This window comes from Moorena producens 3L (assembly GCF_000211815.1).
Classification (GTDB): Bacteria; Cyanobacteriota; Cyanobacteriia; order Cyanobacteriales; family Coleofasciculaceae; genus Moorena; species Moorena producens.
Window position 1 is genome coordinate 19,760 of sequence record NZ_GL890953.1, and the last position, 23,692, is coordinate 43,451.

At 44.1% G+C, this 23,692-nt stretch carries 22 protein-coding genes and 2 pseudogenes; 19 read left to right on the plus strand and 5 right to left on the minus strand.

The window, feature by feature from the left end; translation table 11 throughout:
* Positions 1-31 precede the first annotated feature (31 nt).
* Positions 32-295, minus strand: coding sequence for a hypothetical protein (locus LYNGBM3L_RS23745; RefSeq protein ID WP_009149806.1), 264 nt, complete (start codon positions 293-295; stop codon positions 32-34).
* Between the two features lie 186 nt (positions 296-481).
* Between LYNGBM3L_RS23745 and LYNGBM3L_RS34230 the strand changes: the two genes are divergently transcribed.
* From LYNGBM3L_RS34230 to LYNGBM3L_RS23765, 5 genes are all read left to right on the plus strand, one after another.
* Positions 482-1,831 (plus strand): hypothetical protein, encoded by a 1,350-nt coding sequence (locus LYNGBM3L_RS34230; RefSeq protein ID WP_143764229.1) that lies wholly within the window; start codon positions 482-484, stop codon positions 1,829-1,831.
* A gap of 87 nt (positions 1,832-1,918) precedes the next feature.
* Positions 1,919-2,269 carry a hypothetical protein gene (locus LYNGBM3L_RS23755; RefSeq protein ID WP_009149808.1) on the plus strand — a complete coding sequence of 117 codons (351 nt, stop codon included), beginning with the start codon at positions 1,919-1,921 and terminating at the stop codon, positions 2,267-2,269.
* A gap of 149 nt (positions 2,270-2,418) precedes the next feature.
* Complete coding sequence (locus LYNGBM3L_RS23760; protein WP_009149809.1) at positions 2,419-3,495, plus strand: glycosyltransferase family 4 protein; 1,077 nt, start codon at positions 2,419-2,421, stop codon at positions 3,493-3,495.
* 138 nt (positions 3,496-3,633) lie between these two features.
* Positions 3,634-3,846, plus strand: coding sequence for a hypothetical protein (locus LYNGBM3L_RS45205; RefSeq protein ID WP_131827259.1), 213 nt, complete (start codon positions 3,634-3,636; stop codon positions 3,844-3,846).
* Positions 3,843-5,141, plus strand: a complete 1,299-nt coding sequence (locus tag LYNGBM3L_RS23765; protein WP_131827258.1) for a glycosyltransferase family 4 protein — start codon at positions 3,843-3,845, stop codon at positions 5,139-5,141. Before LYNGBM3L_RS45205 ends, LYNGBM3L_RS23765 begins: the two co-directional genes overlap by 4 nt.
* On the opposite strand, the gene LYNGBM3L_RS44205 is transcribed toward LYNGBM3L_RS23765, so the two are convergent.
* Positions 5,108-5,260, minus strand: coding sequence for a hypothetical protein (locus LYNGBM3L_RS44205; RefSeq protein ID WP_154659899.1), 153 nt, complete (start codon positions 5,258-5,260; stop codon positions 5,108-5,110). The genes LYNGBM3L_RS23765 and LYNGBM3L_RS44205 overlap by 34 nt on opposite strands.
* A gap of 223 nt (positions 5,261-5,483) precedes the next feature.
* On the opposite strand from LYNGBM3L_RS44205, the gene LYNGBM3L_RS38820 reads away from it, so the two are divergent.
* The 9 genes from LYNGBM3L_RS38820 (at position 5,484) to LYNGBM3L_RS41640 (ending at position 12,962) form a co-directional block, all read left to right on the plus strand.
* Positions 5,484-5,672, plus strand: coding sequence for a hypothetical protein (locus LYNGBM3L_RS38820; RefSeq protein ID WP_009149811.1), 189 nt, complete (start codon positions 5,484-5,486; stop codon positions 5,670-5,672).
* Between the two features lie 1,775 nt (positions 5,673-7,447).
* Positions 7,448-8,182, plus strand: a complete 735-nt coding sequence (locus LYNGBM3L_RS23775) for a Uma2 family endonuclease (RefSeq protein ID WP_165691866.1) — start codon at positions 7,448-7,450, stop codon at positions 8,180-8,182.
* A gap of 148 nt (positions 8,183-8,330) precedes the next feature.
* Positions 8,331-8,462 carry a hypothetical protein gene (locus LYNGBM3L_RS48920; protein WP_267872083.1) on the plus strand — a complete coding sequence of 44 codons (132 nt, stop codon included), beginning with the start codon at positions 8,331-8,333 and terminating at the stop codon, positions 8,460-8,462.
* Positions 8,463-8,505: 43 nt separating this feature from the next.
* The gene (locus tag LYNGBM3L_RS23780; protein ID WP_009149813.1) at positions 8,506-9,153 is read left to right on the plus strand and encodes a Uma2 family endonuclease; all 648 of its coding nucleotides are present in this window, start codon (positions 8,506-8,508) and stop codon (positions 9,151-9,153) included.
* Positions 9,154-9,499: 346 nt separating this feature from the next.
* The gene (locus LYNGBM3L_RS23785; RefSeq protein WP_009149814.1) at positions 9,500-9,943 is read left to right on the plus strand and encodes a hypothetical protein; all 444 of its coding nucleotides are present in this window, start codon (positions 9,500-9,502) and stop codon (positions 9,941-9,943) included.
* Positions 9,944-9,965: 22 nt separating this feature from the next.
* Positions 9,966-10,292: a PqqD family protein gene (locus LYNGBM3L_RS23790; RefSeq protein WP_009149815.1), complete on the plus strand. Its 327-nt coding sequence runs from the start codon at positions 9,966-9,968 to the stop codon at positions 10,290-10,292.
* The gene (locus tag LYNGBM3L_RS23795; RefSeq protein ID WP_044494525.1) at positions 10,261-10,698 is read left to right on the plus strand and encodes a lasso peptide biosynthesis B2 protein; all 438 of its coding nucleotides are present in this window, start codon (positions 10,261-10,263) and stop codon (positions 10,696-10,698) included. Before LYNGBM3L_RS23790 ends, LYNGBM3L_RS23795 begins: the two co-directional genes overlap by 32 nt.
* Positions 10,699-10,700: 2 nt before the next feature.
* Positions 10,701-12,728: a lasso peptide isopeptide bond-forming cyclase gene (locus LYNGBM3L_RS23800; RefSeq protein ID WP_009149817.1), complete on the plus strand. Its 2,028-nt coding sequence runs from the start codon at positions 10,701-10,703 to the stop codon at positions 12,726-12,728.
* 75 nt (positions 12,729-12,803) lie between these two features.
* Positions 12,804-12,962, plus strand: a complete 159-nt coding sequence (locus LYNGBM3L_RS41640) for a lasso peptide (RefSeq protein WP_009149818.1) — start codon at positions 12,804-12,806, stop codon at positions 12,960-12,962.
* Positions 12,963-13,068: 106 nt separating this feature from the next.
* On the opposite strand, the pseudogene LYNGBM3L_RS50570 reads toward LYNGBM3L_RS41640, so the two are convergent.
* A pseudogene (locus tag LYNGBM3L_RS50570) lies at positions 13,069-13,421 on the minus strand (hypothetical protein); the annotation flags it as partial.
* A gap of 424 nt (positions 13,422-13,845) precedes the next feature.
* On the opposite strand from LYNGBM3L_RS50570, the gene LYNGBM3L_RS23805 reads away from it, so the two are divergent.
* The 4 genes from LYNGBM3L_RS23805 to LYNGBM3L_RS23820 all read left to right on the plus strand — a co-directional run bounded on the left by LYNGBM3L_RS23805 (position 13,846) and on the right by LYNGBM3L_RS23820 (position 20,004).
* The gene (locus LYNGBM3L_RS23805; RefSeq protein ID WP_009149819.1) at positions 13,846-14,703 is read left to right on the plus strand and encodes a hypothetical protein; all 858 of its coding nucleotides are present in this window, start codon (positions 13,846-13,848) and stop codon (positions 14,701-14,703) included.
* 217 nt (positions 14,704-14,920) lie between these two features.
* Positions 14,921-16,816 (plus strand): ABC transporter ATP-binding protein, encoded by a 1,896-nt coding sequence (locus LYNGBM3L_RS23810; RefSeq protein WP_009149820.1) that lies wholly within the window; start codon positions 14,921-14,923, stop codon positions 16,814-16,816.
* Positions 16,817-17,178: 362 nt separating this feature from the next.
* The gene (locus tag LYNGBM3L_RS23815) at positions 17,179-18,336 is read left to right on the plus strand and encodes a nucleotidyltransferase domain-containing protein (RefSeq protein WP_009149821.1); all 1,158 of its coding nucleotides are present in this window, start codon (positions 17,179-17,181) and stop codon (positions 18,334-18,336) included.
* 597 nt (positions 18,337-18,933) lie between these two features.
* The gene (locus tag LYNGBM3L_RS23820) at positions 18,934-20,004 is read left to right on the plus strand and encodes an NAD-dependent epimerase/dehydratase family protein (RefSeq protein WP_009149822.1); all 1,071 of its coding nucleotides are present in this window, start codon (positions 18,934-18,936) and stop codon (positions 20,002-20,004) included.
* A gap of 109 nt (positions 20,005-20,113) precedes the next feature.
* On the opposite strand, the pseudogene LYNGBM3L_RS38830 reads toward LYNGBM3L_RS23820, so the two are convergent.
* Positions 20,114-21,293, minus strand: a pseudogene (locus LYNGBM3L_RS38830) (IS630 family transposase).
* Positions 21,294-21,318: 25 nt separating this feature from the next.
* Positions 21,319-21,690, minus strand: a complete 372-nt coding sequence (locus tag LYNGBM3L_RS23835) for a hypothetical protein (RefSeq protein ID WP_161603182.1) — start codon at positions 21,688-21,690, stop codon at positions 21,319-21,321.
* Positions 21,691-21,786: 96 nt separating this feature from the next.
* Between LYNGBM3L_RS23835 and LYNGBM3L_RS23840 the strand changes: the two genes are divergently transcribed.
* Positions 21,787-23,622: an ABC transporter ATP-binding protein gene (locus LYNGBM3L_RS23840; protein ID WP_009149824.1), complete on the plus strand. Its 1,836-nt coding sequence runs from the start codon at positions 21,787-21,789 to the stop codon at positions 23,620-23,622.
* Positions 23,623-23,692: the final 70 nt, after the last annotated feature.

Consider the following 23,692-nt stretch of genomic DNA (forward strand, 5'->3'; position numbering starts at 1 on the left):
GCGCGCCTCCATTGATTAAGGCTCAACTGTCTTACGGTAACTTCAAACCATGAGCGACTGCCTCAAGACATGGTTCAATACTTCTTTGTTTGCTAGCTTTGGAAAAAGTATAAATATGAAGATTAATTCCCGTATAATTTAATCGTTGAAATAAATCCCTCATACTGCTTAAGCTTTGATCCAAACAATAACCAACCCAACAACTTACGAATAATTTAGTATTTAGGACTGGATCATCATTTTTAGGTAAATCTTTGAGGATATATTTGATGATTTTTTTAATGGAATCACTCATAATTTAAAATTATTCAATAGGTAAATATTAGTAAATAATAACCTATTTTTGCCTAGATATTTGTTAAGTTTTATTAATGTTCAACACTTCTGAATTACTGCATCGTTTTTCTGGGAGTGCGCTACACCACACTTAGACTATTCAAACGTTACGGACTGACACTCAAATTCAGAGTCAGCTTAAGGCATGATGCACATTTCCAAGCTTGCAACTTACAGTTTTGCTGTGTTAACTCCCTGGTTTCTAGGGGGTCAAGCTCCAGCAACTGCTAATTCACAATCTAACTACAAGGATTTAGGAACCTCTGTTCCTACTGTTAAGGGTCCATCGGTAAATGTAATGCTGGGAGCAACTCCCGTGGCCCTCCGTACTACTGACCCTGAGATTAAAGCCAGTCCACAACGAATTAACCATCTCGGTGCCATCTCTAACTTAGCAACTCCAGTCTTGGGAGCTGGAATAGTTGCTGGTAATCAAGTTAACTCGGTTCCCAAGGTAACAACTGAAACCGGTACAACTCAAGCAAGATTAACGTCAACAAGAAGCCGTTTTTCCAGTCAATGGTTAGGATCTAGTTCATCTTTGACTTGGCACTCTAGAACCAGTGGTGCTGACGTTACTCCAGCCTATACACCTGATCAACTAGTATCGAGAACACTAGTTTCTCAATCTAGTGACTCCTCTGAATCCCCAAACTCTTCCCCAATTCCTCCATCAACTCAAGAGCAAATCCGCAAGTTACAAAAGCAACTAGATTCTTACAAATTAGCGCCTAATTTCCGTAAGACTTCTTCAATTTCTCCAGGGTTTAACATTTCCAATCCCTCCGGATTTGGAGCTGATAACTACAGAGGCTTTGTTGGCTTTGGCTTTCAATCTCGCACGCGCTTTAGCAATAATAGCGGTGGTTTGATTGGAGGTGGTAGGGATGGAACATTAGGATTTGGCTTCGGTCTTGGCGACGCGAGGGACTCAGTGGGATTACAGTTGTCCTATACGATCGCTAGTTTTGGTGGTAGCCGACCCCTTGGTAGTGGCGGTGTGAATGCCAAGTTGCATGCTCAATTTGCTCCGGGATGGGCTGTTGCTTTAGGAGGAGAAGGAATTATTAACGTGGGACGATTACCAGAAGGTAGTCCGACTGAATTTAATGATTTCGAGAATACCTACTACGGGGCAGTTACCAAGGTGTTTAACCTCAGACGTAACATTAATGACCCTTTTAGTCGTGTAGTAATCACTGTAGGAGCTGGTACAGGTCGGTTTCGCAGTGTAGAACAAATAACTAATGGGGAAAACAGTATTGGTTTCTTTGGTAGTTTGGGTGTGGGAGTGCTCCCGTCGGTAAGTTTAATTACAGAGTGGACGGGACAAGATTTAGCAATAGGGGCATCAATAGTCCCTTTTAAAGGTATCCCTCTTGTAATTACTCCAGCCGTAAGAGATATTGCTGGTCAAGGTGACGGAGCCCGTTTTGTTTTGGGTGTTGGTGGCTCAATTGGCGATGTTCTCTCTCTGGTGGATCTCATTTTATGAGATTCTGGTTTAGACTCAACTGCCTTTAAGGCAAGCTAACACGTTACACCGAGGTAAATTCACGAGGTAAATTCACAGAGGTAAATCATGAAACTCATTTCCTCAATTAAAAATCAAACTACCAGTATTTTGGCAATCACTGCTTTGGCGGTGGGATTCACTCCAGTTTTGCCTGGGCTGGCGAATAACTTGTCAGATATTACTGGTCTGAATATTTCAGATATTACTGGTCCTAATGTTTCAGACATCACAGGTACCAATGTATCAGGCAATACGGCAACATTGGTGGATAACGCAAAGCAGGTCGAGGCTGCTCAACAGCTTGTGCAGCAGCTAGATTCTTGTGTGGCTTCTAATTGTGCAGAGTGGCCAAGTTTATTAGAGCAAGGAAATCAGCTTATACAAGAATTAGATGCTTCAGAAGTACAAGCCCCTTAGGTATAGCGCTACGCGCAAGTCAGAAGTTAGAAGTCAGAAGTCAGAAATCAGATATGACTAAGTTTCGGAGTTTAGGAATGTCAAACATCTGAATGCGTAGTGCTATAAATCCTGGTTCTGAGATCTGATAATTCTTACGCTATTGCACCATGGTTTCCTTTGGATATTATGTAGTTGCCTTCATTATTGCCGCTTTAATTGTTTTCAAGACTATTCCTTTAGTTAAAGCGGCTGCCATCAAGTATCAGTACACTGACTTACCAGCCGAGCGTAAAGTGCATCGACAACCGATGGTGCGTTTAGGGGGAATTTCTATTTGTGCTGGCACCTTACTTGCTCTGTTTTTAGTCTGGAGTCTAGGAGGGTTGGCTGATTTTCCCCCTGACGTTTCTTCAGAGGTTTGGGCAGTTCTTCTCGGCAGTTTCTGCTTTTTCTTGATTGGCGTCACAGACGACTTGGTGAATTTATCGCCGTTAACGCGCTTGTTACTCCAAGCGGTCGTTGCTAGTGTCGCTTGGCAAATGGGGCTGGGGATTAGCGTTGTCAGCCTTCCAGGAGTGGGAATTGTACACTTAGGATGGCTCAGCTTACCTCTTACCGTCCTCTGGCTGACAGGGGTTGTCAACGGGATTAACTGGATTGATGGACTGGATGGCTTGGCTTCAGGAGTGGCTGGTATTGCTGGGGTGATGATTTTGCTCCTCAGTTTGTTCATGGGCGAAACCGAGGCCGCACTAATTAGTGCGGCATTAGTAGGGAGTTTATTAGGATTTTTGTACTACAACTTCAATCCAGCCCAAATTTTTATGGGAGATGGTGGCTCCTACTTCATCGGTTTCACTATCGCTAGCCTGAGTGTGATTGGATTGGTCAAGAGTGCCGTAGCTACCACAGTCCTCTTACCCTTTCTGGTCTTGGCAGTACCCCTTTTAGACATGTCTGCTGTGATTACCCTGAGATTATGTCACGGCAGTTCACCTTTCCAGGCTGATCAACGCCATCTCCATCATCGTTTGTTAAAGGCAGGTTTGTCTCATCGACTAACGGTGTTACTGATTTACGCCCTCACGTTATGGGCTGGCAGTTTAGCCCTAGTCTCTGTTCAGTTTCCTCGCAGTCCGGTAATTGTCGGTAGTACAACGATTTTACTGGGATTGGTGATTTGGAGAGCATGGCAGTCTGTTCATGGCTCTTCCATGGAGCAGGGAGTGGGGAGCAGGGAGTAGGGAGTCGGGAGTCGGGAGCAGGGAGCAGGGAGCAGGGAGCAGGGAGCAGAGAAAAAATTCTTTGTACCTGATTAGTACGAGAAACGCTACAGATCTTAATTACATCTGAATTTTAAATGTGGCTGGGGAGATGGCCAGATGGCCATCTCCCCATACTCCGCGCGCTATCTCCGCGTGCCTCCTCTTCCCGATTCCCGATTCCCTACTCCCTACTCCCTACTCCCTACTCCCTACTCCCGATTCCCGATTTCCGATTCCCGATTCCCTACTCCCTACTCCCTACTCCCTGTTCCCTGCTCCCTAAAACAAAAGTACTTCAACCAATTGAAAAGACTATCAGTGGAGCTATGATTTTACTTAAACAACTAAAAACATCAAACCCAATTAAAGACTGGTTACCAACAAATACAGTTAGTGACCAGTCTCTGCGGCTGTCTGTACTAACTCAGTTTTTCCCTCCTGACTATGCTGCGACTGGCCAGCTAATTCAAGAGTTGGTGATGCAATTGGGCAAACAAGGGATGGATATTAAGGTGTTTACTGGGCAACCAGGCTATGCTTTTGAGACTGCCACTGCACCAATGTATGAAAAATTGGGAAAAGTACAAATTAAGCGATCGCGTTCAGCTCAACTGTGGCCTCAGCGGATTCGTGGCAAAGCTGTTAATGGCTTAATTTTCGCTGTGCGAGCTTTCTTGCACTTAGTTAAAAACTGTCGTCGTCGTAATTTGGTGTTATTAACGACTGCGCCACCGTTTTTCCCTGTGGTTGCCTACCTGGCTCGTAGGATTTTTGGTATGCGCTATGTTTGCCTAATTTACGATTTTTATCCAGACATTGCTGTGGAGTTAGGAGTCATTGGTCACGATCATCCCTTGGCTCGATTTTGGAGAGGTCTCAATCGTCGGGTTTGGCGTAAAGCCGAGGCAATTATTGTCCTTAGTTCAGCCATGAAGCAACGAGTCATAGATACCTGTCCTAAATTGGCTAACAAGGTGGCAGTGATTCACAGTTGGGCTAACCCAGATGTGATTGTGCCACTCCCCAAGCCAGATAACTGGTTTGCCCAGAAGCACAACTTAGTTAATAAATTCACGGTGCTTTACTCTGGTAATATGGGGCGCTGCCATGATATCGACACGATTCTTGAGACTGCTAAATTACTGAAAGACGAACCGATTCAGTTTGTCTGTATTGGTAGTGGTGCGAAGCGAGAAGCCTTAATCGAGGACGTGAAGCGCTTAGGTTTAACTAACTTTCTGTTTTTGCCCTACCAAGACAAAGACATGCTGCCTTACTCATTAACCGCTTGCGATCTCTCCTTAGTAAGTGTGATTCCTGGTATGGAAACCTTAGTGGCTCCTAGCAAACTCTACTCTGCGTTAGCTGCTGGGGTTCCCGTGGCGGTAATTTGCTCTCCTCAAGCGTACTTAACTGAGCTGATTGCCAAGGCTAAGTGCGGTGCCAGCTTCGTGAATGGAGACAGCCAAGGTCTGGCTGACTATATCCGCTCTCTGGCCGCTAATCAGGAGTTAGTAAACTCCCTAGGTCAGGCTGGTCGTGAGTATTTACTAGAGAATTTTACTCCTGAAGTGATTGCTAAACAGTATGATCAGGTTCTTTGTGAAGCCTTGAGTCGGGAGTAGGGAGTCGGGAGTCGGGAGTCGGGAGTCGGGAGCGGTGCGACCCGTGGCGAATTTAATTCGACGACTGTAAGCGCACCGAGGGAGTAGGCAAGAGGCAAAAGGCAAGAGGCAAAAGGCAAGAGGCAAAAGGATAAGCAATTTCCCCTGGTTGACTGACTTTAGATCATGGCGTAGGTTGGGTTGAGGCAACGAAACCCAACAAAGCGTGAGGCTTTTGTGGGGTTACGCTATCGCTAACCGCTCCCTACAGCACTAGCTTGCCTATTGCCTATTGCCTATTGCCTTTTGCCTTATGACCTTGACTTATGCGCCGTTTTTTGATAGTATTAATTCCTGGAAACATTGTCCCATAAAATTAAATTAAGGATTAAACAAAATTATCCCACAAATGTCAGCTATCAGCGATCAGCTATCAGCGATCAGCTATCAGCGATCAGCGATCAGCTATCAGCTATCAGCTATCAGCTAAAGGCTTATGGCTTATGGCCACACTACTGTTCGCGTAGCGAATGGCTGACTGCTGACTGCTGACTGCTGACTGCTGAATGCTTACCCACAAATTATTCCACCAATTTACTCAATTGTCCTGAAATATCTCAGTTACTAAGAATAAATAATTGGTGCCTAACGCCTAACTCATAAGCGTTTGTTTGACTATTTTTTTTGACTGGCTTTAGTAAATAATCTATTTCAATCGGTGCTCGCTATAGCGCTAGGCGCAAGTCAGAAGTAAGAAGTCAGAAGTCAGAAGTAAGCTATGACTAAGTTTCGGAGTTTAGGAATGTTAAACATCTGAATGCGTAGTGCTATATAAGTTATTAATTAACTAGTAAGCATTCAGCCGTCAGCGGTCAGCCGTGAGCTAAAAGCTCACGCTGCGCGAACAGCTTTCCATAACTCAGATTAAACTAATGCTTACCTGTTGTCTTGATGCAGTCGCTCATGGGGGAAACCCCCAAGACCGTAATGGTGCGTTTTCCGTAGGCGAATTAAATTCGCCACGGGTCGCACCTCTGCATCGCTTATTCAAAAGCTGTTCCCTTTGCTTACCCTATGCCCATAAGCACCTCAAGTAGCCTGTCCATAGCCCATAAGCTGATAACTGATAGCTGATAGCTGATAGCTGATAGCTGAATGCTTACATTAACTAATTTCATAAAAGCCAATTAACAACTATATTATTATCTAGTTATTAATATCTAGATAAAGGGTAGGATGGGGATTATATGGTTTAATAAAAGTATGTTTAGGATTAAACAAAATTATCCCACAAATTATCTCACCAATTTGCTCAATTATCCTGACAGATCTCAGTTAATAAGAATAACTAATTGGTGCCTAACTACTAATAGTTTAGTTTACTAGTTTGTTTGACTGGTTTGTTTAGGAAATCATCTAAAAAATAAAATTGGCAACCCGCGCTAATTAAAAAGCGTCCGTAGTCAGGCGCGAAATTTAAAGAAGGTGGGTTACGGCGCGGATAAAAACTGATTGGTAATCTCTCAAAATCCTTGCCCAGCCTAACCCACCCTACGAACTAAAATTAAATACTAGCTAGTTATTACTATCTAGATCCTTAAGTTTTAGGAGTGGGCTTCGATGGTCCTGTTGATCTCAGTCTCTCCCCACACCACTTTTCATTAGTTGTGATGTCAACAGCAGGAAAGTGATTAAGGGGGAGATTGTGTGTCTATTATTTTAGGGAGCAGGGAGTCGGGAGCGGTGCGACCCGTGGCGAATTTAATTCGACGACTGTAAGCGCACCGAGGGAGTCGGGAGCGGTGCGACCCGTGGCGAATTTAATTCGACGACTGTAAGCGCACCGAGGGAGAAGAGTTTTAGGGTGAGTTATCAGCTATTAGCTATCAGCTATCAGGGCATTGCTGAGGGGCGGAATGAATAGGAGTGGGGTGGGCATCCTGTCTGCCCGGAAATGAAACAGGCAAGATGCCTGTTCTACAGTTGAGGCAACAGGCAAGATGCCTGTTCTACAGTTGAGGCAACAGGCAAGATGCCTGTTCTACAGTTGAGGCAACAGGCAAGATGCCTGTTCTACACTTGCCACTCTTGTCCCCCCTGCTCCCAATTCCCGATTCTAAATTCTACTTGGTGGTGCGTTACGGGGCGGACTATCCCAACGCTGGCTACGAGGTTTAAAATCAGGGCAAGCCCGCCCTAACGCACCCTACGCACTAAATTCCCGATTCTAAATTCGCGCATTCTAAATTCTAAATTCCCGACTCCCTGCTCCCTATTCCCTAAAGCTCAAGATGCTATGCTCAAACTATCAGGTTCAACAGAGGATCATGTACCACACTGACCCACCCCGTCCTCCCAGGGAAACTATGCCCACTATGTATGATCTACCTAGTGAAGACCCAGAGGAGCCTGGTTTGCCTGACGAGTTTCATGACTTCCAACCCCAACTATTGCGAGAAACCTGCCAACCTCCCAACTATCCCAGGGAGGAAATGTTCATTGGTACAGACCTGAATTTATATTACGATAGCCGTCATTCGTTATGGCACAAGCGACCGGATTGGTTTCTGGTATTGGGTGTGACTCCCGCTCAACAACAACAAGACCTGCGCTGGAGTTATGTGGTTTGGCAGGAAGGAATAGCGCCATTTTTGGTGGTGGAACTCCTATCACCAGGTACGGAAGCCGAAGATTTAGGACAAACCCTAAGGTCTGCGAACAAGCCACCTACTAAATGGCAAGCTTATGAGCAGTATATGCGGATTCCTTACTATGTAGTTTTTGACCGTTATGACAACCAGTTGCAGGTGTTTCAATTAATGCCCATACAGTATCAGGCGGTAGAACTTTCTGAACCGAAATTTTGGTTTCCAAGGCTGGAATTAGGGTTAGGAGTTTGGCAGGGGAAATATCAAGAAACAGAAGGGTTGTGGCTGCGTTGGTATGATGAAGCTGGTAATTGGATTCCAACTTCAGCAGAACGGGCTGAACAGGAACACCAACGGGCTGAACGATTGGCAGAACGATTGCGTAGCCTTGGGGTCAATCCTGATGATTTGTAATGTAGGGAGTAGGGAACAGCGGATCTGGGAACAGGGAACAGGGAATAGGGAGTAGGGGGAAGAGTTTTAGGGTAAGCTATCAGCTAATGCGCTACTTGAGGTGCTACTTGAGGTGCTATCAGCTATCAGCTATTAGCTTTTAAATAAAATGAAACAGGCAAGATGCCTATTCTACACTTGCCACTCTTCTTCCACCTGCTCCCGATTACCGTTCCCCTCCTGGGAGGGGTTAGGGGTGGGTTCCGATTCCCGATTCCCGATTCCCGATTCCCGATTCTAAATTCGCGCATTCTAAATTCTAAATTCCCTGTTCCCTTTGCGATATGTTGCCCACCATCACCCCAACCACTATTGATCTAGCTCCTGGAACTCAATTGCGGTTCCCAGGAACTTGGGAAGACTATGAGCAGCTGTTGGTAAAGCTTGGTGACCGGGCTAGTATTCGCATGCGATTTCGAGATAATCAGATTTTGCTCATGGCTCCTCTTCCTGAACACGGTAACCAAGCTGATATACTGGCTGACTTAGTTAAAGCACTGCTACGCTATGAAGGAAAAGATTGGCAGAGCTTTGATCCCATTACCCTCAGGCAAGGGGGAATGCCTGGAGTGGAGCCAGATGCTTGTTTCTACATCCAAAATTACCAAGCAATTTTAGGAAAGCGAAGACTAGACCTGAGCCAAGATCCACCACCGGATCTCGCCCTAGAAATTGACCTGACTTCAATTACTGATATTAACGACTACATTCCTCTAGCTGTTCCAGAAGTTTGGATTTACAAAGCGGACACAATTCACATCTATCGATTTGAAAGTGGCCGCTATTTAGAGGTTCAAACCAGCGAAATTTTTCCAAATTTCCCGGTGAAAGAAACAATTCCCCAATACATTAATAAGGGATGGCAGTTTGGTTCTAGTGTGGCTTTGCGAGAATTTGTGGGACTTCTTGGAGAAGAAGGGAGTAGGGAGTAGAGAATCGGGAATTTAGAATGCGCGAATTTAGAATGCGCGAATAGTGGCAAGAGGCCGTATTCAGAAAATTTTGTGAGTTGAATGTAAGCTATCAGCGTGTCGCGTATCAGCTATAAGGGCATTGCTGAGGGGCGGAATGAATAGGAGTGGGGTGGCCATCCTGGCTGCCCGGAAATGAAACAGGCAAGATGCCGGTTCTAGGGTTGGGCAACAGGCAAGATGCCTGTTCTACACTTGCCTCCCGATTCTAAATTCGCGCATTCTAAATTTTTCATTCTCAATTCTTCATTCTCAATTCTTCATTCTAAATTCGCGCATTCTAAATTCGCGCATTCTAAATTCCCTAATGCCACCATCAACACCTCAAACCAAACGATGTCAACGCAACCGGAAGCGTTCTAAACGAAGAGCTATTTTATGTCCCATTCATGGTTGCTACCTTGATAGCGTTAGTCAAAAGTATCGGTTGTTTGCCGATCGAGCAGGACAACTTCAGGAGCGTGGTGTTCCACAAAAATATGCCTTGATGCTGATAGCCAGTAAAACCACGGTAGCTATCGAAGGAGAGTGGCTAGAGGCTTTTTGGTGTAGTCAGTGCCAGGAAAGCAAGTGGTATCACGTGTGCAAGAGTGGCGATCGCATTTATAAGGTATCCTTGGCTCCGGCTGAGTTATGGCAGCAGGTAACAGGGGTGATAGATCCGAATGGCAACTCTTCAGTGGGAGAGTTTACCCGTCGCCAGTCTAAACGGATTGGTTTTTATGGGGTTAAAGATTTTGGTGCAATTTAATTGTATTTACGAATAACTAGATATGATAACTTTTAGTGGTGAAAATTCCCATTCTTGCCTCGTAGTAGCAGCTAAAGATCAATTTGCTTGTGATTTAACGGCTGAAGAAGTAGTCATTCTTGATTATAAATCTGGTGTTTATTACGGGTTAACTGAAGTTGGTGCGAGGATTTGGCAATTAATCCAAAAGCCCCAAAAATTCGCTGATATTAGTGCTGCAATTGTAGAAGAATACGGGGTTACTCCTGAAGTTTGTGACCCAGATATCGTCTCTCTGCTGGAAAAAATGCACACTAAAGGACTAATCGAGGTCATTGATGAAGCATCTGTGGAAATTGCTCAACCTTAGCCCTAGACTTTATCTGCTCTTGGTAAAAACATTTATCATGTTACTGTTAGTTCGGGTAGGGTTGAAGTTTTTATCCTTTCAAACCTTACACCAGCGCTTAGAACAGATAAGTCACTATCGTTTTACTCACACAGCCAATCTGGTTAAACTTAATCACATCCTGTGGGCTGTAAACATAACTAGCCGTTATATGCCAGGGAAAGTCAAGTGTTTAGCAAGGGCTTTAACAACCTATACCTTAATGGTTCAGTATGGCTATGTTCCTCAATTACGTATTGGGGTTGCTAAGGGAGAATCAGGACAGCTAGAAGCTCACGCTTGGGTGGAAAATCAGGGCTTAGTTGTCATTGGTCAATTGCCGGATTTAACTCGTTTCAAAACCCTACCATCCTTAGGAAAGCATTAACCATGAGTGGTATTGTTGGAATTTTTGATCTTGATGGTTGTGCAGTAAAGCAAACCGATCTCAGCCAGATGTTAGATACCTTAGCCCATCGGGGAACTGACGCAGCTAATGTTTGGTGTGAGGGGGAGGTGGGATTTGGTCATCGGATGTTGTGGACAACACCGGAGTCTTTGCTAGAAGTCCAACCCCTAGTGGATTCTGAGCGTAATTGTATTTTAACCGCTGATGCTCGCATTGATAATCGGGATGAGCTAATTACTACCTTGGAATTAGCAGAGCAAGAGCCGGAAAAAATTACCGACAGCGATTTAATTTTAGCCGCCTACCACCGATGGGGAAAGGACTGTCCCCAATACCTGTTGGGGGATTTTGCTTTTGCCATTTGGGATCAGTCTCAGCAACAGCTTTTTTGTGCCAGAGATCATCTTGGTGTTAAGCCTTTTTACTATTATTATCAAGCAGAGAAAGCTTTTTTGTTTGCTTCTGAGATGAAGGCTTTATTTTGCCTACCTCAGATTCCTCAACGCATTAACGAAGTCCGGATTGCTGACTTTATTATGTTAATGCTAGAGGACAAGGTTATTACTACTTATGAAAATGTTTTCCGCTTACCTCCAGCCCATAGTTTGATTATTAATCAAACTGAACTGCGAACTTGGTCTTATTGGTCATTAGATCCAAGCAAAGAACTGCATTTAGAATCCGATCAAGCCTATGCAGATGCCTTTCGGGAAATCTTTACCGAGGCGGTGCGCTGTCGTTTACGTAGTGCTTTTCCCATTGGTTCTCAGTTAAGTGGTGGTTTAGATTCCTCGTCGATTACTTGTGTCGCACGGGATTTATTAGCTGAGACAAAAAAGCCGCCATTACATACCTTTTCCTGTGTTTTTGATACCCTCAAACAATGCGATGAACGATCCTTTATTGAGGCAGTATTAAATCAAGGGGAGTTTATACCCCATTTTATTGCTGGCGACCAAATAGGACCTCTCTCAGACATTGATCAGATTTTTGAGTATGAGGATGAGGCGTTTCCTGGCCCCAATTATTATTTTCCGTGGCGATTGACTCAAATTGCTAAAAAACAAGGGGTTCGTATTCTTTTAGATGGACATGATGGTGATAATATAGTTTCCCACGGCATTTATCGACTCACCGAATTAGCCTCTCAAGGAAAATGGGCAGTTTTTGCCCAGGAAACCAAAACATTGGCCCATAACTTTGGTACTTCAGCTAGTACTTTAGTAGAAATTCACGGCATTCCTACTCTACGTAAATTGGCTAAACAGTTTGGTTGGTTAGAATTTATCGAAGCCATCCAGCAAATTCATCGCCACATCGGGCTGTCTCGCAAACAACTATTAGTTCAGCATGGTTTGCGACCAATAGTGCCAGATTTGATCAAAAAGTGGGTAAGGCGATATCAACCTTTCCAGGTTTCTGGTAATAAATCGACACCTTTAATTAACCAAGAGTTTGCTGAACGCATTGGTTTACAAGAACGATTAAAACATTGGTCTACCCCACCATATACCCCATTAACCGTTAGGAAAAACCAATTCCAGGCTTTAAATGCGGGAGTATTCACCTTAGTATTGGAACAAATTGATCGCTGCGCTGCTGCTGCTGGTATAGAAGCCCGTCATCCCTTTATGGATAAGCGGTTAATTGAGTTTTGTTTAGCACTTCCTTCCGAGCAAAAATTGCGTCAGGGATGGAGTAGAATGGTTATGCGCCGTGCTTTGAGGGGAAGCCTTCCAGAGGTGATACAGTGGAGAGGAGGAAAAGGGGATCTCAGTGACAATTTTGTTCATGGTTTACTGGAATTTAATCGCGCCCAACTGGAAGGGATTATGGGAACACCCCTTGAGTCCATTAATAACTATGTAAACACCAACACTGTGCAAAAGACCTATCAAAAATTAATCTCAGCTAAGAATCTAACGTCTCAGGAAAAAATGACTATTTGGCTGGGTGCAAGCTTGACCCTAGCACTCAATAAACTGTCTAAAAATCAGAAGACAGTTTGAGAGTGATTTACGGGTCACAGGGTCAGGTTGTATTTACCAAATCCAAATGTTCTATTATCTACAGGAGATTAGTCAATGACTAAAACTTACACTCAACCCGATCTCATTATTCACGGTAACGTGGAAGAGATCACTCTATCTCAAGGTGTCACAGCTGATCAAGACTTTATCATCTTAACATCGGGAACTATTACTACCAACAGTACTGGTTCCAGTGACTTCACACAACCCTAACTCACCTGAATTAATTATTCATTTGTAGAGTTTGATCAACTTTTTCCTTGTCATCTCTAAGATGACAAGGAAAAAGTAATGGGTGCATATCATCTTTGTAAAAACATCATTGATAAAGCATTCCATTTAAGTAAGCACAGCGTAAAAAAAGAATCTTATTAACATTTTTAATATTCCATTGTGATCCTGATATTTGAAATCGCATTCCTATTTGCTTAATGCCCGATTCAATTGCTCCTGAACCTAGTGAAATAATTCGCTATATCTGATAGTATTCATAGTTAATTATTCGATTTTTATGAGTTTCTCTATAGTTGCAAAAATTTTGTGCTACTTTCTTTTTTAAGCCCCACGGTGCGCGTTCCCTAGCGCTTTGAGAAAGCGCGGGGTCGCACCGCTAAATAACTCTAAAGTCTCTGCCACTTTTCCTGACCAGAGTAACTTTTCTCCTGTCTTGATGCAGTCGCTCATGGGGGAAACTTCTTCTTGGATATAGTCTCTTAAGGTTGTTTCTATATCCTCAAATCTTTGCTTATTTCCTGGGGGTGTGTGGCGATCTAAAAGTTGAGCGACAGCTTTTAAATGTTCTTTTAGCTCTTGCTTTTATTCCGGACTCAAGTTCATAAATTTTAGTAATTATTAAAAATAGTTGACTTCCAATAATATCATGATTTTGATATTTTGGCAAAACTGAGATGCACCCAAAGTAATTGAAGTCAATCAATCTTTAATGCTCATAGATATAACACAGTTTAAGACAGAGAATAAATTCTCTGTCTTATTGATTATGGTGGGCCAACGTTTGCCCACCATACTAGGAAGTAGGTAAAAAAAATGACTATACCTCAGATTCATAATTAGTTAATTAAAACAATAAATAATAATGTACAGTTATAGTGCCTTTGGTTTATGCATCCATTCTGAGATTAGGTTACCGGAATTATTACCATCCCAAGGACAGCCAGATCTTATGATCCGTTTTGGCGATATAAAAGACTTATCTCACGAAACTATTAACGAGAAAGAGCGCGTCCTTGGCTACATAGAGGGAGTGGGCAAATTCTTGATTTGTCAGGGTCGAGAAATTACAGTGTATCCCTTAACAGACCAAGACCCCTCAGTAGTACGCCCGACAATTGTAGGGTCTGCTATGGCAGCAGTACTGCGACAAAGGGGATTATTGGTACTTCATGCTAGTTGTGTGAATATCAATGGTAAAGGGATTGCTTTCATGGGAAACTCTGGTGCAGGTAAATCAACCCTGGCAGATGCTTTCCATTGCCAAAACTATCCGGTTTTAACCGATGATGTAATGGCAGTGAATACCACCGCTCAACAGCCGATGGTGTTACCAGCCTATCCTCAATTCAAACTGTGGCAACCAACGGTAGATGCTTTAGGACATAAGCCGGAACAATTGTCTCCTATTTTTGTGGGTGCTGATAAGCTTCGCTATAGGTTTGAGGAGGGTTTCCAAAGCACACCCTTACCTTTAAAACGTATTTATATTTTGGCCTATGGTTCTGAGCATAGTATCAAACCGGTAAACCCTCAAATGGCGTTTGCTGCTTTGGTGCGTCACACCAGGGAAACCCAAATCTTAAATGCTCCTGAAATTGTTAAAGCCCATGTGCAGCAGTGCGCGGCTTTGTTTAAGGAAGTTACGTTTTTCTATCTCGTGCGTCGTCCTGGTTTAGAGGAATTACCAAAGAGTTTGGCATTGGTAGAAAACCATCTGTAAGCATATGCGCTACGCGCACGCTGCTTGAGGTGCCGTCAGCGGTCAGCCGTCAGTAATTAGTCGTAGGGTGGGTTAGGCGGCGAATAGTATAAAACTCACCTTTTAAGATAGCTGTCCGCCGTAACCCACCAATAGTCAATCACTAATCGCTGTCAGCAGATTTACTTGATCAACAGTCTTTCAAAATTAAAAATTAAAAATTAAAAATTAATCAGTTTTGATTTCAAATTTACGTAGTACTGTTCAACTAGCTTCCTATTTACCAAAAACCCTGAGTCTAATTTGGCAATCTGCTCACCATTGGACAATTGCTTGGCTGATTTTATTGGTATTACAAGGATGTTTACCTGTTGCGACATTGTATTTAACGCGATCGCTAGTGGATAGACTAGTCGCAGTTGTAGGGGCTGGATTACAACCGGAGACTATTCGCTTGGTAATGTTACCTATTGCTTTATTCGGGGGAGTATTATTACTCACTGAAATCCTCAAAGGGATTAGCGAGTGGGTGCGCACCGCCCAAGCAGAAATAGTTCAAGATTACATCAGTGATTTAGTACATCAGCAGTCCTTAGCCATTGATTTAGCCTGCTACGAGTCCTCAGAATACCACGACTACCTAAATCGAGCTAGGAGTGGGGCTGGAGGTCGTTCTTTGGCTTTAATGGAAAACCTGGGGATTTTACTACAAAGCAGCATCACCTTGATTTCGGTAATTGCCATTCTTTTACCCTATGGTATCTTGCTACCGATAGCCATAGTAATTGGTACTCTACCGGGTTTTTACGTTGTGCTACGTCTCAATCGCCACCATCATCAATGGTGGCAGAAAACCACCCTAGACCGGCGTTGGCTGGAGTATTATGAGATTGTGCTTACCCATAGTGCGGCGGCGGCGGAAGTGCGTGTGTTTGGACTGGGAACCCATTTTCGCACTGCTTATCAAACCTTGCGTCAACGATTGCGCCTAGAACATCTGCAACTGATTAAACAGCGAAGTTTAGGACGCTTTGGTGCTAACTTAATTACCTTACTGGTGTTAAGTGGAGCTATAGTTTGGATTGGACAGCAAATGCTCCTAGGATTAATTACCATGGGAGATGTTGCCCTATTTTATCAAGCTTTTAACCGAGGACAAGAATTAATGAAATCCTTGCTAGGTAATATAGGAGAAATATATAAAAACAGCCTATTTGTTAGCAATCTTTTCGCATTTCTTAATCTAGAGCCTAAGGTTGTTGATCCGCCTCAGCCTAAAACTATTCCCTCATCCTTGCAGCAGGGAATTCGCTTTCGACAGGTAAGTTTTAAGTATCCCGGTAGTCAACACCTGGTGCTAGAAAATTTCAACTTGACAATTCCCGCAGGTAAAATTGTGGCGATTGTCGGGGATAACGGTGCCGGTAAAACCACTTTGACTAAACTACTGTGTCGCTTTTATGACCCGGAATCCGGCAGTGTAGAGCTAGATGGTGTTGACCTGAAAAACTTTTCGGTAGCAGATCTGCGCAAGGCAATTACAGTACTGTTTCAATTTCCCCTGCGTCATGTGGCTACCCCTGCTGAGAATATCACCTTTGGTAATTTAGCAGAATCAGCAAACTTACCAGCGGTTGAAACAGCAGCCCAAGCCGCCGGGATTCACGAGCGAATTTTACGACTTCCCCAAGAGTACAATTCCTTGCTAGGAACATCTTTCCCAGGAGGTGTGGATCTTAGTGGTGGTGAGTGGCAAAGGTTAGCACTAGCAAGAGCTTTTTTTAGACAAGCTCCGATTATTATCCTAGATGAACCAACCAGCGCCATGGACCCTTGGGCAGAAATGGACTGGTTAAATCGTTTTCGTATCTTGGCCCAAGGACAAACTGCTATTGTAATCACCCATCGCTTTACTTTGGCGATGCGGGCTGACTTAATTTACGTGATGCGAGACGGAAAAATTGTCGAGTCCGGTAGTCACGATGAATTAGTCACTCAGGGAGGGCTTTATGCCGAGTCTTGGCAAGCACAAATGCATAGTAGCGAACGGGAAACAGACCAGGGCATGCATCTCAGTTTTACACAAATACTCCGATTGAAGGCTAAAAAACTTCTCCAGTTCCCTGAGTTATAGCAGTTCTCAGGACGAGTGAGCGACATTGCTTATCCCTTTAAGGCAATAGGCAATAGGCAATAGGCAATAGGCAATAGTAAAGAATTAAAGTAGGGTGGGCAAAGTAATATAATCATTAATACTCAAAACAATCAAACGGTTTTTGCCCACCCTACAAAGACGAATTAAAGTAGGGTGGGCAAAGTAATATAATCATTAATACTCAAAACAATCAAACGGTTTTTGCCCACCCTACAAAGACGAATTAAAGTAGGGTGGGCAAAGTAATATAATCATTAATACTCAAAACAATCAAACGGTTTTTGCCCACCCTACAAAGTGACCGGTATTGAAAAAATTTGAATTTAATATAAATACAAAAATTGCTAAAATCAGGCTTGGGTATTGCTCCTCAATTAGTCCGTCCAGAAGCTAAACTGTTATTGTGCTGTGCCCGTACTAAATTAGACCCTGACCTAGTTGATCAGATCCAACTATTAGTCCAGCAGGATTTAGATTGGCTATGGATTGTTGGGATGGCACAGCAGCAGAAAGTACTGCCTTTATTAGTTAGAAATCTTAGTTACCTAGAATGCACTCAAATTCCCTCTGATTTATGGCAATATATGCAAGCTAAGGTACGCTCAATTACCTTATATAATTTGTCTCTTACTAGAACCCTGGTTAAGCTATTACCCCAACTAGAAGCTCGCGGTATTGCCGCTATTCCCTATAAAGGGCCTACTTTAGCAGCAGCAGCCTATGGTGATTTAGCTTTGCGGGAGTTTGTTGATTTAGATTTACTAGTTAGCGAACAGGATTTTGAATCAATTAAAGAGGTTTTGAGAACTTTAGGGTATCATTTGGGTAGCTTCAGCTTTTCCTGGTCGCAAAATTATGTCCATGAGGGGACTCTAGTTAACCTTGATGTACATCGTAATCTGACTCAACCCTATTTTCCGTTTCGCCTTGATTTTAAGGCCCTGTGGCAGGACAAACAGCCGATCCAACTGATGGACCAGACCGTAGAGCATCTGGCATGGGAAGACTTGCTAGTGGTGTTGTGTGTTCAGGTAGCAAAAGATGCCCATCATCATCAAAAAGAATTATCGAAAGTTTGTGATATTGCTGAGGTGATCCGCGCCTATCCTAATCTAGATTGGGAAAAGGTTTTAGCCCGTGCCACTGCTTGGGGAGGAAAACGACTACTTTTGTTTGGACTATGTCTAACTCATGACTTGTTAGCAACTCCCCTACCCCCATTCATTTGGCAGAAGATTAAGTCGGACTTGGTGGTGCGAGTTTATGCAAAACTAGTGGGGCGACATATTTTGTCAGAGGAGGATGTTTATAGTTCCCGGGGAAAATTAGGGATGCTATTGCGGGGATTGATGTTGTTAGAGTCTCCCTTATTGCTAAGCCATAGTAATCAACAACTCCTTTCTCATATAATACTAGCAAGATTTAGGCAAAAGTTTGGGTATTCCGTACTTGTTATGCTAAATAAACACTTTGACAAAGGGAGCAGGAATCCCCCCTAACCCCCCTTAGTAAGGCAGGGAGCAGGGAGCAGATAATAGGCAAGAGGCAAGAGGCAAGAGGCAAGAGGTAAAAAATCCTGTGTACCTCATAGCTATAAGAAACGCTAGATCAGCCCATAATTATTCACTAAACGTAAATTAAGGATTAAACGTTTTCTACCAATTAACATAATTTTCCTGAAAGCTATCGATTAGTAAGAATAACTAAGTGGAACCTAACTAAGGGCTTATTTTCCGAATTGGTTTATAAAAAACTATCAACATTTAAATCGGGGCTACCTACACCTTAATTAACTAAACTACTAAACTCAAATTAAATATTATCTAGCTATTACTATCTAGATACTTACCTTTAGGAGTGGGCTTCGATGGTCCTGTTGATCTCAGTCTCTCCCCATACTACTTTTCTAAGGTTTTTATGTCAACGCCAGGAAAGGGAGTAATGGGGAAATGTTGTGTCTATGGTTTTAGGGAGTCGGGAGTGGGGAGTGGGGAGTGGGGAGTCGGGAATAGGGAAAAAAAATTTGTGCACCTCATTACTATGATAAACACTCTATTTTCAATCTAAATTATTTACCTAAAAAATTAAGCTTTTCTATGAAAAAATTACTGGTAACAGGCTCCTCAGGATTGATTGGATCTGAAGTTTGTGGTTACTTTGCTCAGCAAGGTTGGCAAATTCACGGTATTGATAATAATCAACGGGCTGTTTTCTTCGGTTCCCAAGGGGATACACGCTGGAATCAGCAGCGGTTGCAAGAGACAATTCAAGACTTTGTTCATCATGAATTCGATATACGCGATCGCAAAGGTATTTTAGACCTAATGGCGCAGCTCAAGCCAGACGCGATTGTACATACAGCAGCCCAGCCTTCCCACGACCGCGCCGCAGCAATTCCTTTCGCTGACTTTGATACCAACGCAGTGGGGACTTTGAACTTGCTAGAGGCTGCGAGGCAATCTTGTCCAGAGTCGCCCTTTGTACACATGTCTACCAATAAAGTGTATGGCGATCGCCCCAATACCATTAAGCTTAAGGAACTAGACACCCGTTGGGATTATGAGGACCGGGTTTACACCAACGGCATTCCTGAAAGCTTTAGCATCGATCAATCAAAGCACTCTTTGTTTGGGGCATCGAAAGTTGCTGCTGATGTGATAGTGCAGGAATATGGTCGCTACTTTAATCTGCCCACAGCTTGTTTACGGGGTGGTTGTCTGACCGGACCAAATCATTCCGGTGTGGAACTCCACGGTTTCCTCAGTTATCTGGTCAAGTGTAATCTCGAAGGTCGGGAATACAAGATTTTTGGCTATAAGGGTAAGCAAGTACGGGATAATATCCACTCTCTGGATGTGTCGCGGTTTATTCACGCTTTTATCGAAGCACCTCGAATTGCTGAAGTTTATAACATCGGTGGCGGAAAAGGCAATAGCTGTTCAATTCTAGAAGCGTTTAAGCTGGCAGAGAAGTATAGTGGTAAAGCGATGCACTATACCTATCTACAAGAGAATCGAATTGGCGATCATATTTGCTATTACTCCGATTTGAGTAAGATGCGCGAGCATTACCCCAGTTGGGATATTTCCGTGTCCTTGGAAGAAACAATTCAGCAAATTGTGGAATCTTGGCAAGCTCGTTTGGCTAAATCAGCCGTAACCGTTTGAGTATATATAGTGTTTGTATCTGGGTTGTAAACACACTTCTTGGGGCAAAAGGCAAAAGGCAAGAGGCATGCATGCTAGAGGGGAAAGAGTGCGTAGTGGCGTGGCACAGCTAATTTGGTGCATTAGATTCTAGGTCTTCATCAAGTTCAAATACAGGATATAGGTGTTTAAGTTTGACTCGTGCATCTTCGGTAGTAAATCGCCAAACGACCTTGGCTGAACTACTGTTGCGCTCTTGTTGCCATGCATCAAGTTCATTCTTTAGTTCCTCAACCGTGGCAATCCGACGGTCAAGACATTGCTGAGACAGTACTGATAGCTCAGTTTCCGCGTTCATTTTGCCAACTACCATTGCGTGGCGTGTGAATCAACGACCGTCGCCGTGCCAAACTGTGGGCTTCAGAGGCGGGAAAAGTCTTGTAAAAAGAGGAGATGTTATGGATATTGAGGTTGTCGCACAGCAAGCGCACAATGTGATCATCAGGATAGTCAATATCGAGTAATTGCTTGACTTCCATAGCCCAGTCGGAGCTGGTGCGGTTGTCGCGACAACTGACTCGTCGCCAACCTCGGCTGGGGTCAAAAAACCTAAATAGGGCTTGGACTCCTTCACGGGTGTAGTGATAGTCTTCTTTGGCATTTACTCCTGGCTGCATCGGAATCGGTTCGCTTAGCGTGACCATGTAACTCCTTGCTGGCTTCATCCATGCAGATTAAGGGGATTTCTGGATTTTCAGGACAGGTATAGTGGTCTAGAACTACTTCCATTTCGGCTACAAATCTTGGCAAATCTCGTTCTGGAATACAGAATCTCTGAGTTTTCCAGGGACGCAATTTGTTTTTTTTAGGGTTCGTCTCACTGTTTCCCTAGAAATTTCCGTGACGATTGTGCGTCGCTTGAGTTCTGTAGTTAAGAGTCTCAAACTCCAATTCCCTCTCCCTTGGGGTGGCTCACTGCAACAAAGGGCAATAATTTGAGCTTCTGTTTCTCCATCCACAATCGGCTCTACTGGTGGTTTCCTTCTGAGTTTTCTCTCCTTAGCTGGCACTACTCCTTTTTCTAAGAATTTTTTTCGCACTCGACCCACTGTATTGCGATGGAGATTGAGTGCTAAGGCAATTTCGTTATCTGTCCATTTCCGCTTTGCTTCCCCTCCTTCGTCTGACATCAACAGTATTTGAGCATGAAGTATTTTTTTGGCTGGGGCGTATCCATTGTTGCTTATGACTTCCAGCCTTTTTCTCTGTTCTCGACTCAGAATCACCTTGTCTCGTTTTCCTCTTCCCATACTTTCCGCCTCAGTTATCCTATTTCTATTGCACTATTTTAGCTGTGCCACGCCAGTAGGGTGCGTTAGGGGCGGACTTGCCCTTATTTTTCACCTCGTAGCCAGCGTTGGGATAGTCCGCCCCGTAACGCACAACCCTTGGGCGAGCCCTCATTTTCTCGGTCGCCAGTGTTAGGTTGCTGCCTGGGAAATGAAACGGGCAAGATGCCCGTTCCACGCCTGATGCCCGTTCCACGCCTGATGCCTGTGCCACGCCTGATGCCCGTTCCACGCCTGATGCCCGTTCCACGCCTGATGCCTGTGCCACGCCTGATGCCCGTTCCACGCCCGGAAAATCTTGATAACGGGCAAGATGCCCATTCCACAAAACTCTTAAAATCATTCCATTATTAAGCAACGCCCCCTCTCTTTCCCAGATCCGCTGCTCCCATCAATTCTAGTTTCACATCTGATTTTAAAACGCTATATATTTGCTGACTAATTAATAGTAATTGTGACAAAACTCAAAAAACTTATTCCTAATTTCCGATCGCCAGCCTATGTTCTGGTCGGGGAGACAGCCCGGAGAAACTGGTGGCTGATTGGGATGAACCTGATTACTAATCTCGTCAGTGCTGTCCTAGAGGGCAGCACCCTAGGTGTTATTTATCTGGCCGTGGGTTATCTAACCGGGACTGATGACCCTGGAACAGATACACCAACTAATCCCACAATAGCTCAAATCCTTGCTAAGATTCTGCCTTTGCCACCAGAGCAAATGTTTTTAATATTAATCTTTGGGGCAGTGGTGCTGCAAATCGGCTTAAGTCTGAGTAACTATCTCAATAAGGTATCCACAGCTTACCTATCGGCCAAAGCACAGCCCTATGTGACGGGCAAAGTGTTTGAACGGATTATGACCTTTAGCTATGGCTGTGTCAGCCGCTATAAGGTCGGTGACCTAGTACTTTTTACCAATGATGCGGCTTTCGCAGTCGATCAAAATATCACACAATTCAACAATCTGGTGGTGAGTGTGTCATTCTCCTTGGTGTACCTGGTTATTATCGTGGGTCTATCCCCAATCTTGGCAGGGGCGGCAACGGTGCTGATCCTGGCGGTGGCTTATGTGCAGTACAAGCTGATTCCCCGATTACGACGAGTGGTAAAGCGGGTGACCGCAAGCCAGGTGGAGTCGGCTAAGTATATTACTCAGAGCATCCAGGCATTGAGGTTGTTGCATACCTTTGGTACCCAGCCACAGACACTAACGGGGGCAAATCAGATATTAGGTAAAATCGAGAAACAACTAAAAAAGCGGGCATTGGTCTTTTACCTGCCGGAGCCAATTTTAGAGACTTTGCCCATGGTAGCCCTGGGAATTTTGGCGGCTTCCGCAGTACTATTTGAAGGGGGTAAGGCGACAATCCTACCCCTGTTGTTGACCTTTTTGCTGGCCTTGCAAAGGTTATCGGGGCGCTTGAGAGCAACTTCAAACACAATTACAGCTTTTGTGGATAACAGCGCCCGGATGGCACGGTTGGAGACGATTTTAGACCAGCGGGATAAGGTATTTGAGCACTCGGGCACGGAGCCGTTTACACGGCTAAGGGAAGATATTGAGTTTAAGTCTGTAAGCCTTTCTTATACTAACGATGATAACCTTGCCTTGAACAATCTCACCTTTACTCTGCCCCGACATCAAGTAACTGCCTTAGTCGGGGAGTCGGGGGCAGGTAAGTCTTCGATTATAGATTTGTTCATCGGACTGTATCAACCGACGGCAGGACATATTCTAGTCAATGGTCGTCCTCTAGCAGACTATTGCTTGGAAGACTGGCGGCAACAGATCGGGGTGGTCAGTCAAGATACGTTTATTTTTAATGACAGTATTTTAGAAAATTTGCGTTACGGTCGTCCCTCAGCAAGCTTGGATGAGGTGGTGGAAGCAGCGAAAGCAGCCCAAGCCCACAAGTTTATTTTAGCGTTGCCTGATCGGTACGAAACGGTGGTGGGTGAGCGGGGCTATAAACTCTCCGGTGGACAGCGGCAACGATTGGCTCTGGCACGGGCATTAATTAAGCAGCCAGAGATTTTAATCTTGGATGAAGCCACCAGTGCCTTAGATAGTGAATCAGAGAAGTTGATTCAGCAGGCATTGGAACAGTTCCAGAAGGAACGAACAGTGATTGTGGTGGCACACCGACTTTCGACCATTGCTGAGGCTGATCAAATTCTAGTGCTAGAGCGGGGACAGCTTGTAGAGCACGGTACCCATAACTCGCTTTTGCATCAAGGTGAGCGCTATGCACGCTATTGGCAGTTGCAGAGTAGCCAGGTGGCAGCTTAAAACAGTAGCTTGAGGCAGGGCTGTTTCATTCTTGACCCTAAAATTGATCAGGGAGTGGGGAGTGGCTCAC